This is a genomic window from Williamsia sp. z34, from assembly GCF_059553395.1.
Window position 1 is genome coordinate 69,744 of the sequence record NZ_JCANWW010000001.1, and the last position, 14,821, is coordinate 84,564.

The window sequence follows — 14,821 nt, forward strand, 5'->3', positions numbered from 1 at the left end:
GCCGGCTGTCGGAGGCACATGACACCATCGACCACAGTCGAGAGAAAGGACGTGTGCGTGCCCGCATTGACCACGCGATTGGTATCCGCGCCGATCGCCGCTGCGCTCCCACGCACCTGGCCTTCTCACGTACAGGCGCTCATCGACGGTGACTTCACCGCCACCGGGCAGTTCCGCCCCTACCGGGTTCATGGTGGTCCGGGCACCGGCAAGACGTCCCTGATCGTCGACATCGCGGTGGCGCGACTGTCCGACCCGGACACCGACCCCGAATCGATCCTGGTACTCGCCTCGAGTCGGCGGGCGGCCACCGAACTGCGTGAGCAGATCACCTCCCGATTGCTGTCGACGGGCACGGGTCCGGCGCGGACGCCGCGGGCCACTCGTGAGCCGATCGTCCGTACCCTGCACTCCTACGCGTTCGCTGTCTTGCGTCTGCAGGCCGCCGCACACGACAACCCGCCGCCGCGGCTGATCACCGGAGCCGAACAGGATGCCGTGCTGCGCGAACTGCTCGCCGGCGACATCGAGGACGGCGCCGAGTACTGGCCTGATCGGTTGCGGCCGGCGTTGGGCACCAACGGTTTTGCCCAGGCCCTGCGCGACATGATGATGCGCGCCGCCGAACGGGGCGTCGGTCCCGAAGATCTGATCGCGCTGGGTCGCACCCATCGCCGCCCGGAATGGCAGGCGGTGGGCAGGGCGTACCGCCAGTACGAGCAGAGTGGTCTGCTGCGCGGCGCGGTCGGGCTGGAGGCCCCGCAGGCCACGGCCCCCGCGGTGGATGCGGCCGAGCTGGTCGGGTCGGCGTTGACCGCGTTCGCCACCGACCCGGAACTGCTGCGCAGCGAGCGCGCCCGGGTGCGGTACCTGTTGATCGACGACGCCCAGCACCTCGACCCGCAGGCGGCCACCCTGATCAAGCTGGTGGGCGCCGGGACCCGGCAGGCCGTGGTCGCCGGCGACGGCGACCAGTCGATCTACGGTTTCCGCGGTGCCAGCGCGCGGTTTCTCGACGAACTCGACGACCCCGAGCGGGACATCCTGCTGGACAACAACTTCCGGTCGACCGCGCCGATCAGCTATCTGGGCGGTTCCATCGCGGCCCGGCTGCCGGGCCGCCGCCGGCGTAAGTCGGAAGCCGATCATCCCGACGCCCCGCCCCCGGTGGTCCGCATCTACGGCTCGGCCGCGAAGGAAGCCACCGCGATCGCCGACATGATGCGCCGCGCCCACCTCTACGACGACGTGCCGTGGTCGCAGATGGCGGTGATCGTGCGGTCGGTTCCCCGGGCGATGGCACCGCTGCGCCGGGCCCTGCGGTCGGCCGGTGTGCCGGTGATGACCCCGGCCAGTGAGATACCGCTGGCCCTGGCCCGTTCGGTGTCGGCCATGTTGCTGGCGCTGCGTGCGGTGGAGACGCCCCTGGACCCCGACGCGGCACTGGAGTTGCTGTCCGGTCCGATCGGCGGTGCCGATCCGGCGGCGTTGCGGCGCCTGCGACGCGGCGTGCGACGGGTCGAGACCGAGTCCTCCCGGGACCGCGATTCGGCCACCGTGATCGCCGAACTGGTCAGCGCCCGCCCCGCAGCCCCGGGTTCGGATTCCGATGGCGACCAGCCCGCCATCGACGTCGAGCACTACCTCGGCGGATTGACCGACGCCGAAAAGCAGCCGCTGGTGCGGGTGCTGACGGTCATCCGGGCGGCGCGTACGGCGGCGGCGAGCCGTCGCAGCATCGAGGAGATCCTGTGGGAGGCCTGGCAGGCAAGCGGATTGGGGCCGCGCTGGGCCAATCAGGTGATGCGCCGCGACCACGGTCCCGGCGGTGCACAGGCGGACCGGGACCTCGATGCGATGGTGGCGCTGTTCGACGCCGCCGCCAACTTCGCCGACAGCCTGCCCGCGGCCACCCTCGGCGGATTCATCGACTACCTCAGCGCCCTGCAGATCCCCACCGAATCGCGGATGGCCCAGACCTCGTCCGATTCGGTGACGGTGCTCTCGGCGCATGCCGCCGCCGGTCGTGAATGGGATGTGGTCGCGGTGGCCGGCGTGCAGGACGGCCTGTGGCCCAGTCTGCGCAGCCGCGGCAGCATCCTCGGTACCGGTCAGCTCGTCGACCTGCTCGACGGAGTGTCGGCCGATGCGATCGACACCATCTCGCGTACCGCGGTCGCGTTGGCCGAGGAGCGGCGGCTGTTGCTGGTCGCCTGCAGCCGGGCCCGTCGCCGGTTGATGGTCAGCGCGGTCGACGACGGCAGTGGTGACGCGGCGCCGTCCCGGTTCATCGGTGAACTGGCGGCGGTCGTGGCCGGCGCCGACGAGGACGAACCCGAACTGGAGCTTCCCGTCGAACCGGGTCTGCGACGGGTGCTTTCGTTGTCGTCGCTGGTCGCCGAACTGCGGGCCCAGGTCTGCGACAGCAGCGACCAGGACGATCCGCGGACGCAGGCCGCCGCCGAGATGCTGGCCGAACTGGCCGACGCGGGTGTGCCCGGCGCGCATCCCGACCAGTGGTACGGGCTGGCCGGACCGAGCACCACCGAGCCGCTCTGGTCGGAGTCGTCGGGTCCGCTGACCCTGTCACCCTCGAGCGTCGAATCACTGGGGACCTGTTCGCTGCGCTGGATGCTCGAGCGCTACGGCGGTCGCGACGGGGACTCGCGTCCGGCGGTCGCCGGAACGCTGGTGCACACCCTCGTGCAGGCCGTGGCAGGCAAGATCCCGCCGGAAGACGTCACCGCGTCCCTGCGGCGGGTCTGGGATCAGGTCGACGTCGGCGCGCCCTGGTTCTCGCGCCGTGAACTCGAGCGCACCGAGGAGATGCTGACCAACTTCCGGCAGTGGCTGAAGATGTCCCGAGAGGGATTGACCGAGGTGGCCGTGGAGATAGACGTCGATGCCCGGGTGGAACCGGCGAAGGTGACCGGTGCCGACGGTGAGGTGATCGACGTCCCGGAAGTGCGCCTGCGTGGGCGCATCGACCGGCTCGAGGCCGACAGCAAGGGCCGCCCGGTGGTCGTCGACGTCAAGACCGGCAAGAACACGATCTCGGTGGCAGCCGGACAGGACCATGCGCAGCTGGCCACCTACCAACTGGCGCTGGCACTGGGCGGGGTCCCCGAGCTCGGCAACGTCGAACCGGGCGGCGGGACACTGGTCTACGTCAACAACGCCAACGGCAAGACCGGTGCGGCCCAACGCAATCAGGACCCGCTGACCGAGGAGCAGATCGATCAGTGGCTGGCCGTGGTCCGGTCGGCGGCCTACCGCAGCATCGGGCCCAGCTTCGAGGCGACGATCAACGACGGCTGCGGGCACTGTCCGCTGACCGCGAGCTGTCCCGCCCAACTCGACGGACGAATGGTGACCGATGGCTGAAACAGCCGTGCACACAAGGATTTCCGCGCGGGTGCTGGCCGGTGCGCTGGATCAGCCGCCCCCGACCGATGAGCAGGTCGAGGTCATCGAGGCACCGCTGGAACCGGTGCTGGTGGTGGCCGGTGCCGGGGCGGGCAAGACCGAGACGATGGCCTCCCGCGTGGTCTGGCTGGTCGCCAACCGCCTGGTCGAGCCCGACGCGGTCCTGGGCCTGACCTTCACCCGAAAGGCCGCACAGGAGCTGGCCGCGCGGATCCGGCGCCGGTTGTCGATGCTGGCCGGTTCGTCGGCGATGTCACGCTGGGATCCCGACGGTGAGCTGCGCGTCAAATTGCGCTCGGCCGATCCGCAGGTCAGCACCTATCACGCGTATGCGGGCCGGTTGATCGCCGACTACGGTCTGCTCCTGCCGGTGGAACCGTCCGCGAGATTGCTCAGCGAAACGGAGCTGTGGCAACTCGCGTTCTCGGTGGTCGGCGGCTGGTCCGAGGATCTCGACACCCCCAAAACGCCGGGCGGAGTGACGGAATCGGTACTCAAGCTGTACGGAGAGCTGGCCGAGCACCTGGTCGACCTCGAACAACTCGCGGCCGCAGGCGACGACCTCTACCGGTTGATCGACACACTGCCACCGGTCGGGCGGCAGAAACCGACACCGCCGGCGAAGTTGCGCGACATCCAGGCCGCGATCGATGAACGCCGGCAGTTGGTGCCACTGGTGGCGGCGCTCGGTCAGGCGATGATGGACGCGAACGTGCTCGACTTCGGCAGTCAGATGTCGCTGGCGGCCAAGCTTGTCACCGCGCATCCGGAAGTCGCCCCGGCGGAACGGGCCGCGATCGGGGCCGTGCTCCTCGACGAGTACCAGGACACCGGGCATTCGCAGCGGGTGTTGCTCTCGCAACTGTTCGGAACGCCGCGCGGGGTTCTCGCCGGCGCCGGGATCGCGGTCACCGCAGTCGGTGACCCGATCCAGTCCATCTACGGGTGGCGTGGTGCCTCGGCCGCCAATCTGCCCCGGTTCACCACGGACTTCCGGTGCAGTGACGGCACCCAGGCGCCGCGCCTGGAACTGCTCACCAGCTGGCGCAACGCGCGCCACGCCCTCGACATGGCCAACGCCGCCTCCGAAGAACTGCGTCGACGGGGTGTTCCGGTGAGCATCCTGCGGCCCCGCGTCGACGCCCCGCGCGGAACCATCGACATGGCGCTCACCGACACCGTTGCCGATGAACGCACCTGGATCGTCGATCAGATCGAGCGCGAGTACAACCAGGCCGACGGCAAACCGCCGACCGTGGCGATCCTGGTGCGGCGCAACCAGGATTCGGCACCGTTGGCCGCGCAGCTCGCCGATCGAGGGATCGCCGCCGAGGTCGTCGGCATCGGCGGGTTGCTCGGCGTGCCCGAGGTCCAGGACGTCGTCGCGATGCTCCGGCTGATGTCCGACCCGATGGCGGGTACCGCCGCGGTCCGGTTGCTCACCGGACCCCGCTGGCGCATCGGCGCCCGGGATCTCGCCGCGCTCTGGGCGCGGGCGCGGGATCTGGCCGCCGGCGCAAATGCCGTGTCGGGCACCATGACCAGTCTCGAAGAGCTCGACCGCGCGCTCGACTCGGCGGTCCCCTCGGAGACGGTGGATCAGGCGGGGTTGGGCGATGCCCTCGCCGATCCCGGTCCGGCGGCGCGCTATTCGCCGGACGGCTACCGCCGGATCAAACTGCTCGGACACCAATTGTCGGTGCTGCGGGCACGGATGGGCGGGCCACTGCCCGAACTGGTCGCCGAGGTCGAGCGGGTCACCGGCGTCGATGTCGAGGCGCAGATCCGGGCACGGGGACTGCGCGGCAACATCACCGGGCGCGAACATCTCGACGCCTTCGCCGAATATGTCGCGAACTATGCGGAGCGTTCCGCGGCCACCCTGCCCGGGCTGCTGGCGTTCCTGGCATCGGCGGCCGACATCGAGAAGGGGCTCGAGCCCGGCAAGGTCGAGATCGCCGAGGACCGGGTGCAGATCCTGACCGTGCATGCGGCCAAGGGGCTCGAGTGGGACGTCGTGGTGATCGCACACCTGTGTACCAACATCTTCCCCGGCGGCAAGGCCGAGGGCACCTGGCTCAAGAGCGCCCGGGAACTGCCCGCCGAATTGCGCGGTGACCTCGCGGATTCGTCTGAAGGTGAAGGCTTTCCGCCGCTGGTGCTCGACGGGCTGGAGAACCGCAAGGAACTCGAGGAGTTGATCGAAGCGCACCAAGAAGCGTTGCGCGGACGCAAGCTCGAAGAGGACCGCCGGCTCCTGTACGTGGCACTGACCAGAACCAAACGGGCGCTGATCATCAGCGGGCACCACTGGTCGGCCGCCGGTGACAAACCCAAGGGTCCGTCGGTGTTCCTGACCGAACTCCATGACATCGCGCAGCAATTGATCGAGACGTCGCCGGACGGTGCACCGGGACTGACCATCGCGCAGTGGGCCGCCGAGCCCGAAGAGGGGGCCGAGAATCCGCTGGCGATGCTGGCGGCCGGGGCGCCCTGGCCCGCTGATCCGCTGGGGCCGCGGCGACCGGGCACCGAGCGCGGAGCCGACCTGGTCCGGGCGGCGTTGCGTGCGCGCGGCGAACCCGCGCTGTTCGACATGGGGGAGGAGATCGACACCGAATCGGGCTCCGAGGTCGACGAGGGTGATCCGCAGATCCGGGAATGGGCCAACGATCTGGCGGTGCTGTTGACCGAACGGTCCGAAGGCCTGGGTTCCGACATCGAAGTGACCATGCCGCAGCACCTTTCGGTGAGCCAGTTGGTCGAGCTCGACAAGGACGAAGATGCGTTCGCCCGACGCCTTCGCCGACCACTGCCGTTCAAACCGAACCCGCTGGCGCGCCGGGGTACGGCCTTCCATGCGTGGGTGGAACGTCGATACGGTGCCACCCGGCTTCTCGACATCGACGAGTTGCCGGGCGCAGCCGACGCCGAGGGCGGGTCCGATGCCGACCTCGAGGTCTTGCGAGAGGCGTTCCTGCGATCGGATTGGGCGGCCCGTAACCCGATCGAGGTCGAAGTGCCGTTCGAGACGGTCATCGCCGACACCATCATCCGCGGACGCATCGACGCGGTCTTCGCCGAACCCGACGGCGGGTACACGGTGGTCGACTGGAAGACCGGTGCGAAGCCGACACCGGCGCAGGAGCATTCGGTCTTCGTGCAGCTGGCCGCGTATCGGGTGGCATGGGCGGAGCTGACCGGCACCGACCTCGAGAAGGTCCGGGCCGCATTCCACTATGTCCGGTCGAACTCGACCCTGCGCCCGCGCGACCTACCGGACCGGGCCCGGCTCGCCGCGCTGATCCGCCGGGAGAAGGGTGCGTCCTGAGGAACTCATCGCTTCGGCGCGGACTTCCAGACCCGCCACCCGGCCCAGATCATCGGAAGCTGAAGCGGCAACCGGCCCCACGCGACGGCGCGCTGCGGCAACGGCTTGTTCTTGTACAGCCGGACCATGTTGATGTTGCCCGGATACACACCGACGAACAACGCCACGGCTGCCAGGCCGCCGTACCGGCGCGTCTTGGGAGCGAGCAGCGCCGCGCCCACCGCGAGCTCGACCACCCCGGAGCCATACGTGTAAGCGCGTGCGCTGCCCGGCAACTCAGCGGGAATCAGCTGGTCGAAGGGTTTCGGGGCGACGAAATGCAGAGTCCCCATACCCAGCAGTCCGAGGCCCATGCGGGTGGCCAGCTTCTGCGAGTCCGGAAACGCCAACTGCGGCAAGCTCTGTCTGGTTGCTGTCATCCCTCCACCATGCCTGATGATGTCCCGTCCTGTCCGTCGTTATGACCGCCGGCGGCTGATAGGACTACAGTCCCACTTTGTGCGTACGCAAACTCTGCAACCGGTAGGTCGCGGCGAGAGGTGGGTCGGATAGATGGCTGCGGGTCGGCTACGCCGGCGGTTCAAAGACGATGAGCTGACAGATATGCCCGACCACGCCCTGGTCGGTGTGGTCCGCATCCCGGAGATGCAGTCGAGCCCGGGCCGGGCGATCAGTCGCCGCGTCGTCTTTGCTCTGGCCGCGTTGTTTGCCGCGGTGTTCATCGTCTATCTCGACCGGGACGGCTACCGCGATGTGCAGGACAGCCCACTGTCGTTCCTGGACTGCCTCTACTACGCGACGGTGTCCCTGTCCACGACGGGATACGGTGACATCACGCCGTACACGCCATCGGCCAGGCTGATCAACGTGCTCGTCATCACGCCGTTGCGGGTGATGTTCCTGATCGTGTTGGTCGGTACCACCCTCGAGGTCTTGACCGAACGGTCGCGGCAGGCGCTCAAGATCCAGCGATGGAGGAACAAGGTGCGGAACCATACCGTGGTCATCGGCTACGGAACCAAAGGCAAGACCGCTGTGAAGGCGATGATCGCGGACGGACAGAAGCCCGCCGAGATCGTCGTTGTCGACGGTGATCAGGCCGTACTCGACAACGCCGCGGCCAAGGGGCTGGTCACCGTGCGCGGCGATGCCACCCGCTCGGATGTCCTCCGGCTGGCCGGTACCCAGCATGCGTCGGCGATCATCGTGGCGACGAACCGCGACGACACCGCGGTGTTGGCGACCTTGACGGCACGGGAACTGGCCCCCAAGGCGAAGATCGTCGCCTCGATCAGGGAGGCGGAGAACACCCACCTGATGAAGCAGTCGGGCGCCGATTCGGTGGTGGTCAGTTCGGAGACCGCGGGCCGTCTGCTCGGGCTGGCGACGATCACCCCGACGGTGGTCGAGGTGATCGAGGATCTCCTCACGCCCGACCAGGGATTCGCCATCGCCGAACGGGATGTCGAACCCGATGAATACGGCGGGTCACCGCGGCACCTGCCGCAGATCGTGCTCGGTGTGGTGCGGGACGGCAAGCTGCACCGCGTCGACGACAGCAAGGTCGATGCGATCGAGCAGGGCGACAGATTGCTGTACGTCCGGCAGGGCAGCGCGGACTAGCTGTTCGACGCCAACGGGGTGGGCGGCATGGATTCGGTGGCCTGTTCGACGAGGCGCAGTGGCAGGCTGAAGCGTTGTCCGCCCGCCAGTGGCTGCACCTCGGCAAACGAAACCGGATGGTGCCGTACGGCGATGACTTGCATGAGGACCGACAGCCCCGATGGTGAGGGCCAATGAAAGTGTTGTCCTGCGGTGACGGCCATATCGGATTCCCCTTGAACGTCAAGCACTGCTGTGGGGCCAGGTTTCTGCGGCGTTCGGCTGGATTAACCCAAGCTTTGGCATATTAAACCTCTGGGCAACATTTTTGGTGTCCACGCGGTTCGTCAACCCTCGGCGGTATTCGACATCGACTGGAAGACTTGGGACATCCGAGTGCACTGTGATCTCCTCTGGCGAACCCGGGTCGAGCCCAGCGGCCCACCGGTGTCGGTACGCAACCCTCCGCTCGGCCTCTGACGCCGGCGTTCAACGGAGACGTGGTCCGCATCGTAGGGAGATTGCGCATGCCGGCAAATGTTGCTCAGAAGTTGATCGAGTCGCATCTGGTGTCGGGGTCCACGAAGCCCGGTGAAGAGGTCGCCCTGCGCATCGACCAGACCCTGACCCAGGACGCCACCGGGACCCTGGTGATGCAAGAACTCGAGGCGCTCGGTCTCGATCGTGCCCGCACCGAGGTCAGCGTGCAGTACGTCGATCACAATCTGCTGCAGACCGATGAGAAGAACGCCGAGGACCACGAATACCTGCGGACGGCGTGCGAACGGTTCGGTCTGTGGTTTTCCAAGCCGGGCAACGGCGTTTCCCACCCGACGCACATGCAACGGTTCGGGGCACCGGGCAAGTCGATGGTGGGATCTGATTCGCACACACCGGCCGCGGGGTCGCTGGGAATGCTCGCCATCGGTGTCGGCGGTCTGGAGGTCGCGTTGGCGATTGCCGGTCATCCCCTCAACATTCGGATGCCGCAGATCTGGGGCGTGCGGCTCGACGGTGAGCTGCCACCCTGGTGCTCGGCGAAAGACGTCATCCTGGAGATCCTTCGACGCCACGACGTCAATGGCGGCGTGAACAAGATCATCGAGTACCACGGTCCGGGGCTGGCGGGCCTGACCGCGATGGATCGCCACGTCATCGCGAACATGGGTGCCGAACTCGGCGCCACCACCAGTGTTTTCCCGAGCGACGACGTGGTTCGGGAGTTCTTGCGGGCTGAGGGCAGAGCCGATGACTGGGTTGAACTGGTCGCCGACGGCAACGCCGGGTACGACGTGGAGGAGACCGTAGATCTCTCGCAGATCGTGCCGCTGATCGCGAAGCCGTCCTCCCCGGGAAACGTGGTGCCGGTCCGTGAGGTCGCGGGTGAGGATGTCTCGCAGGTGGTGATCGGGTCGAGCGCGAACCCGGGGCTTCGGGATTTCGCGATCGCCGCCGCGATGGTCGCCGGCCGGCAGACCGGGCCCCAGGTCAGCTTCGACATCAACCCGACATCGCGCGAGATCCTCACCGATCTGACGAAGATGGGTGCGACCACCGAACTCATCGTCGCCGGTGCCCGCATCCATCAGGCCGGCTGTATGGGCTGCATCGGGATGGGACAGGCGCCGGCGACCGGACGCAACTCCCTGCGGACGATGCCGCGTAACTTTCCCGGACGCTCGGGCACCACGGAAGATGCGGTGTGGTTGTGTTCGCCCGAAACGGCGGCTGCCTCCGCGTTGACCGGCACCATCACCGACCCGCGTGACTGGGCCGCCGATGTCGGGATGGACCATCCGGCACTGGATCTGCCCCGGCAACATTCGATCAACACCGACATGCTGGTGCCGCCGCTCGACGCCGATGAGGCGGCACAGGTCGAACCCGTGAAGGGGCCGAACATCTCGAGCCTGCCCGAACTCGATGATCTTCCCGACGAACTCGAGGCCCCGGTCCTGTTGAAGGTCGGCGACAACATATCGACGGACGAGATCTCGCCGGCCGGCGCAAAAGCCCTCCCGTACCGCTCCAATATCCCCAAGCTGGCGATGTTCACCTTCACCCGCATCGACGAGACCTACCCCGAGCGCGCGCAGCAGGCCGGCGAGGCCGGGCACATCATCGTCGGTGGCGAGAACTACGGGCAGGGGTCATCCCGCGAACATGCCGCCATCGCCCCTCGATACCTGGGGGTGCGCATGGTCATCGCGAAGTCCTTTGCCCGTATCCATTGGCAGAACCTCGCCAATTTTGGTGTCCTGGCAGTCGAATTCGACGATCCGGCCGACTACGAGAAGGTCGAACAGACCGATGTCCTGCGGGTCGACGAACTGCGGAGGACGCTCGAAACCGGCGACACCTTCACCATCGACAACGTCACCAAGGGAGCCCCGATCACGGTGCGCCACCGGTTGTCCGAGCGGCAGGTCGCCGATGTCCTGGCCGGCGGCCTGATCCCACGTCTGGCGCGGGACGGGGAATCGGATGTGCAGGAGGCGAAGGAGACCGTCCTGCAGGACAGCGGCGAGATCAGCTAGCCCGGACAGTGCCGGCGCGGAGGCGGTCAGCCGTCGACACCGTCCGGCGACGGCGGATGAGGCCTTATGGTGGGGTGTGGTCCTCACGGTGGGCCGGTGCCGAACGGTCTGCCACGTCCCTCGTCACCGAGGTCGGCGGGGTGATGGCCGAACAGTGGGATTCGAGAAGGGAAACCAGTGCGGCGCTTTGAATTCGAACAGCCCCCGATGCTGTCGCAGGCGGTCTACGACCGTGCCGACGAGATCCGCGAGGACCATCAGCGACTCAAGGACGGCTGGGCGCGGGCACTTCTGCTGCAGATCGACCCCTCCGGACGTTATCCGGTGGGGGAGGACGGCCTCGGCTGGATCATGGCGGTCGACGTCGACGACGAACCTCCGCCGGAAGCGGTGTTCCTCGGACTGCATCCCGATGAGGGCCACGACATGTGGGCGATGCGGTTCGATGTCATCGACGGACCGAAGGACGATCCGCGGCGCGGTGCCCAGTTGCTCGGACCGAATGAGGCCGGGATCCTCTCGACCGCGCTCGGGGTACTGAATTGGCATGACACGGCCCGGTTCTCGCCGGTCGACGGTGCCCACACCGAGCCGGTCAAAGGTGGCTGGGCCCGCCGCAACGTCATCAGCGGTCGCGAGGAGTTCCCCCGCACCGATCCGGCGATCATCACCGTGGTCCATGATGGCGGCGATCAGATCCTGCTCGGCAGGCAGAAGCAATGGCCGGAGCGGTGGTTCTCGACGCTGGCCGGATTCGTCGAACCCGGGGAGTCGCTCGAACAGTGTGTGCTTCGCGAGGTCCACGAAGAAGTCGGTCTGGACTCCTGGAATCCGCAGTACATCGGGTCACAGCCGTGGCCGTTCCCACGGTCGCTGATGGTGGGTTTCGAGGTCACCGCAGACCCGGACCAACCACTCGACTTCATCGATGGTGAGATCGCGGCAGCCGAGTGGTTCGGCCGGGCGGAGGTGATCGAAGCGGTTGAGGCCCAGCAGGACTGGATGAGTCCGGACGGCGATCCGATCGTCGACAACGCGCGGTTGCGGTTGCCCGGATCGATCTCGATCGCCAGCGCGCTGATCCGGGCCTGGGCCTACACGCCGGCGACCGGGGTGCGCTGACTCACCGCGGGTGGGCGGTGGTCAGACGCCCAGCTTCTTGCGGACGTCGGCCACCGTCGGGTTGGTGGCGGTGCTGCCGTCGGCGAACTTGACGGTCGGAACCACGTGGTTGCCACCGTTGACACTGCCGACGAACTCGGCGGCCGACGGGTCCTGCTCGATATCGATCTCCACCCACTCGATTCCGGCGGACTTCAGGCCCATCTTGAGGCGTTTGCAGTATCCACACCAGTTGGTGGTGTACATGGTCAGAGCAGCGTTGTCGGTAGTCACGCTTACATAACATCACGGGGGCCGACGGTGTTCCCGTCGTGCCTCGATGTCCCGCGCCGGCGGGGCGGGGTCCGGTGCGGGACCGTCCGGCCGCACGTCTGTCGGTGGACGTTGGGATACTGATCGCCATGGATGCCTCACTTGACCCGCAGCAGCAGGCCGCTGTGCTCGCACCCCGTGGGCCCGTCTGTGTCCTGGCCGGCGCAGGCACCGGCAAGACCCGCACCATCACGCGTCGCATCGCGCATCTGGTGGGTGACGGCCATGTCCGGGCAAGTCAGGTCCTGGCCGTGACGTTCACCTCCCGCGCTGCCGGTGAGATGCGCACCCGACTCCGTTCGCTGGGTATCTCCGGGCAGGGAAATGCGGTGCAGGCGTTGACGTTCCACGCCGCAGCGATGCGTCAGCTGCGGTACTTCTGGCCACAGGCGATCGGTGAGAACCAGTGGGAGTTGCTCGACAACAAGTTTCCGGTGGTCTCCCGCGCGGCCCGCGCTGCCGGAGCGCCGACCACCACCGAGTCGTTGCGTGACCTCATCTCGGAGATCGAGTGGGCCAAGGGCTCGTTGATCGGGCCCGCGGACTACCCGGCCGCGGTGGCCAAGAGCCGTCGCGAGTCACCCATCCCGCCCGAGCAGGTGGCGCTGGTCTACGAACGTTACGAGCAGGCCAAGGTGTCGCCGGCGGGCGATCAGCTCCTGGACTTCGACGACCTGCTGCTGATGACGCGCGCCATCCTCGACGATCATCCGCTGATCGCCGAGGAGTTCCGGGATCGCTATCGCTGCTTCGTCGTCGACGAATACCAGGACGTCACCCCGGCGCAGCAGGCACTGCTCAACGCCTGGGTGGGGCCGCGCGACGACCTGACCGTCGTCGGTGACGCCAACCAGACCATCTATTCGTTCACCGGGGCCACACCCCGCTATCTCCTGGATTTCTCGCGGCGGTTCCCCGACGCGACGGTGGTCCGTCTCGAGCGGGACTACCGGTCGACACCCCAGGTGGTGCAGCTGGCGAACAGCGTCATCGGGGCCGCTCGCGGGCGTATCGCCGGCACGCGCCTGCAGTTGATCGGGCAGCGAGATCCCGGCCCCGAGCCCGACTTCGCCGAGTACGACGACGAACCGGCCGAGGCGAAGGCCGTCGCCCGTTCGATCAAGCGACTGATGAACTCCGGTGTGCCCGGGTCGGAGATCGCGATCCTCTACCGGATCAACGCCCAGTCCGAAGCCCATGAGCAGGCGCTGACCGCGGCCGGGATCCCGTATCAGGTGCGCGGTGGGGAGGCGTTCTTCTCGCGGTCCGAGATCAGGCAGGCGATGCGAGCGGTCAGCCAGACCGCCCAGCGCGACGATCTGCCCGCCGAGGCGCAGACGCTGACGCTCCTGCGCGCGATCCTGGTCCCGCTGGGCCTGACCGACGAGCCGCCGGCCGGTGCACAGGCCCGCGAGCGGTGGGAGTCCCTGCGGGCGCTGGTGACGATGACCGAGGACATGCTGGCCGAGAATGCCGACCTGACCCTGACCGAACTGTCCCGTGAGCTCGCGGCGCGCGCCGAGGCCAGGCACCCACCGACGGTGCAGGGCGTGACGTTGTCGTCCCTGCACGCGGCCAAGGGCCTGGAGTGGGATGCGGTTTTCCTGGTCGGGCTCGTCGACGGCTCGATGCCGATCAGCCAGGCCATCAAAGCCGGCGAAGACGCCATCGAAGAAGAACGCCGGCTGCTCTACGTCGGCGTCACCCGCGCGCGCGAACACCTGCAGCTGTCGTGGGCGCTGTCGCGGAACGAGGGTGGCCGGGCCTCGCGGCGCCGGTCGCGTTTCGTGATCAACCTGGTACCCGACGACTCGCCGGCATCCAAGATCGCCGAGCCCAAACGAACCCGCTCCGGACCGAAGTGTCGCGTCTGCGGAAAGCCGTTGCTGGGCAAGACCGCAGTGCTGCTGGGTCGTTGCGAGCGGTGTCCATCCGACCTCGACGAGGGATTGCTGCTCGCGCTCAAGGAGTGGCGCAGCGGGCGCGCGAAGGAACAAAAGGTCCCCGCCTACGTGGTGTTCACCGACAACACGCTGATCGCGATCGCCGAACAGCAGCCCGGGGATGTCTCGGCGTTGGTCGGCATCCAGGGGATCGGTCAGAAGAAGCTCGATCAGTACGGCGAGGACATACTCACACTCGTCCGAGGCGGGAAAACCGCAGGTCAAAAATAGCTTGTGCGTTTTCTGGGCAGCCCCTACTGTGGACAACAACATTGTGTGGCACGGAGAACAAAACGGTGTCACAACCAGGTGCACGAGCCAACCGAGCGGGAGAGGAGAGGTCCGATGATTGATTTGTGCAGCGCCGAGCGCGCAGTCGACCATGCCGTCACGGCATGTGCCTCATGGCATCACGAACAGCCCCTCGCCCCTCGCCCCAAGGCCGTTCACACTGCGCACACCGCCGCCATCAAGCCGGGATTCCTGGCTATGACAGCAGCGATTCCGGCGTTCCTGCCGCCGACGGTGGTATCCGTCCGTCGCCGAAC

Annotated in this window: 9 protein-coding genes; 6 read left to right on the forward strand and 3 right to left on the reverse strand. The window is 67.6% G+C overall.

Features of this window, described 5'->3' with window-relative positions; genetic code table 11:
* Window positions 1-18 precede the first annotated feature (18 nt).
* Complete coding sequence (locus tag AC51GT_RS00355) at window positions 19-3,384, forward strand: ATP-dependent helicase (RefSeq protein WP_496327504.1); 3,366 nt, start codon at window positions 19-21, stop codon at window positions 3,382-3,384.
* Complete coding sequence (locus tag AC51GT_RS00360) at window positions 3,377-6,757, forward strand: ATP-dependent helicase (RefSeq protein WP_496327505.1); 3,381 nt, start codon at window positions 3,377-3,379, stop codon at window positions 6,755-6,757. Before AC51GT_RS00355 ends, AC51GT_RS00360 begins: the two co-directional genes overlap by 8 nt.
* Window positions 6,758-6,762: 5 nt before the next feature.
* On the opposite strand, the gene AC51GT_RS00365 is transcribed toward AC51GT_RS00360, so the two are convergent.
* Complete coding sequence (locus tag AC51GT_RS00365) at window positions 6,763-7,176, reverse strand: DoxX family protein (RefSeq protein WP_496327506.1); 414 nt, start codon at window positions 7,174-7,176, stop codon at window positions 6,763-6,765.
* Between the two features lie 133 nt (window positions 7,177-7,309).
* Here AC51GT_RS00365 and AC51GT_RS00370 point away from each other — a divergent pair, with 133 nt between their 5' ends.
* A complete protein-coding gene (locus AC51GT_RS00370) occupies window positions 7,310-8,380 on the forward strand; it encodes a potassium channel family protein (RefSeq protein ID WP_496323413.1) in 1,071 nt (356 codons plus the stop codon).
* Here AC51GT_RS00370 and AC51GT_RS00375 read toward each other — a convergent pair.
* On the reverse strand, window positions 8,377-8,583 hold the full coding sequence (locus AC51GT_RS00375; protein WP_496323414.1) for a hypothetical protein: 207 nt from the start codon (window positions 8,581-8,583) through the stop codon (window positions 8,377-8,379). The two genes, AC51GT_RS00370 and AC51GT_RS00375, sit on opposite strands and share 4 nt — an antisense overlap.
* Before the next feature lie 303 nt (window positions 8,584-8,886).
* Here AC51GT_RS00375 and AC51GT_RS00380 point away from each other — a divergent pair, with 303 nt between their 5' ends.
* Both AC51GT_RS00380 and nudC read left to right on the forward strand, forming a co-directional pair.
* Window positions 8,887-10,896 carry an aconitate hydratase gene (locus AC51GT_RS00380; RefSeq protein ID WP_496327507.1) on the forward strand — a complete coding sequence of 670 codons (2,010 nt, stop codon included), beginning with the start codon at window positions 8,887-8,889 and terminating at the stop codon, window positions 10,894-10,896.
* A 177-nt stretch (window positions 10,897-11,073) separates the two neighbouring features.
* Window positions 11,074-12,018: an NAD(+) diphosphatase gene (gene nudC / locus AC51GT_RS00385; protein WP_496327508.1), complete on the forward strand. Its 945-nt coding sequence runs from the start codon at window positions 11,074-11,076 to the stop codon at window positions 12,016-12,018.
* A gap of 21 nt (window positions 12,019-12,039) precedes the next feature.
* On the opposite strand, the gene AC51GT_RS00390 is transcribed toward nudC, so the two are convergent.
* Window positions 12,040-12,264, reverse strand: a complete 225-nt coding sequence (locus tag AC51GT_RS00390) for a mycoredoxin (RefSeq protein WP_496324083.1) — start codon at window positions 12,262-12,264, stop codon at window positions 12,040-12,042.
* Between the two features lie 155 nt (window positions 12,265-12,419).
* Here AC51GT_RS00390 and AC51GT_RS00395 point away from each other — a divergent pair, with 155 nt between their 5' ends.
* Window positions 12,420-14,504, forward strand: coding sequence for an ATP-dependent DNA helicase UvrD2 (locus AC51GT_RS00395; RefSeq protein ID WP_496323417.1), 2,085 nt, complete (start codon window positions 12,420-12,422; stop codon window positions 14,502-14,504).
* Window positions 14,505-14,821: the final 317 nt, after the last annotated feature.

Bases quoted from the DNA above. Each gene is read 5' to 3' on its own strand.
- AC51GT_RS00360 (WP_496327505.1), top strand. From the start codon at position 3,377: ATGGCTGAAACAGCCGTGCACACAAGGATTTCCGCGCGGGTGCTGGCC.
- AC51GT_RS00375 (WP_496323414.1), bottom strand. From the start codon at position 8,583: ATGGCCGTCACCGCAGGACAACACTTTCATTGGCCCTCACCATCGGGG.
- AC51GT_RS00395 (WP_496323417.1), top strand. From the start codon at position 12,420: ATGGATGCCTCACTTGACCCGCAGCAGCAGGCCGCTGTGCTCGCACCC.
- AC51GT_RS00390 (WP_496324083.1), bottom strand. From the start codon at position 12,264: ATGTACACCACCAACTGGTGTGGATACTGCAAACGCCTCAAGATGGGC.
- AC51GT_RS00380 (WP_496327507.1), top strand. From the start codon at position 8,887: ATGCCGGCAAATGTTGCTCAGAAGTTGATCGAGTCGCATCTGGTGTCG.
- AC51GT_RS00370 (WP_496323413.1), top strand. From the start codon at position 7,310: ATGGCTGCGGGTCGGCTACGCCGGCGGTTCAAAGACGATGAGCTGACA.
- AC51GT_RS00365 (WP_496327506.1), bottom strand. From the start codon at position 7,176: ATGACAGCAACCAGACAGAGCTTGCCGCAGTTGGCGTTTCCGGACTCG.
- AC51GT_RS00355 (WP_496327504.1), top strand. From the start codon at position 19: ATGACACCATCGACCACAGTCGAGAGAAAGGACGTGTGCGTGCCCGCA.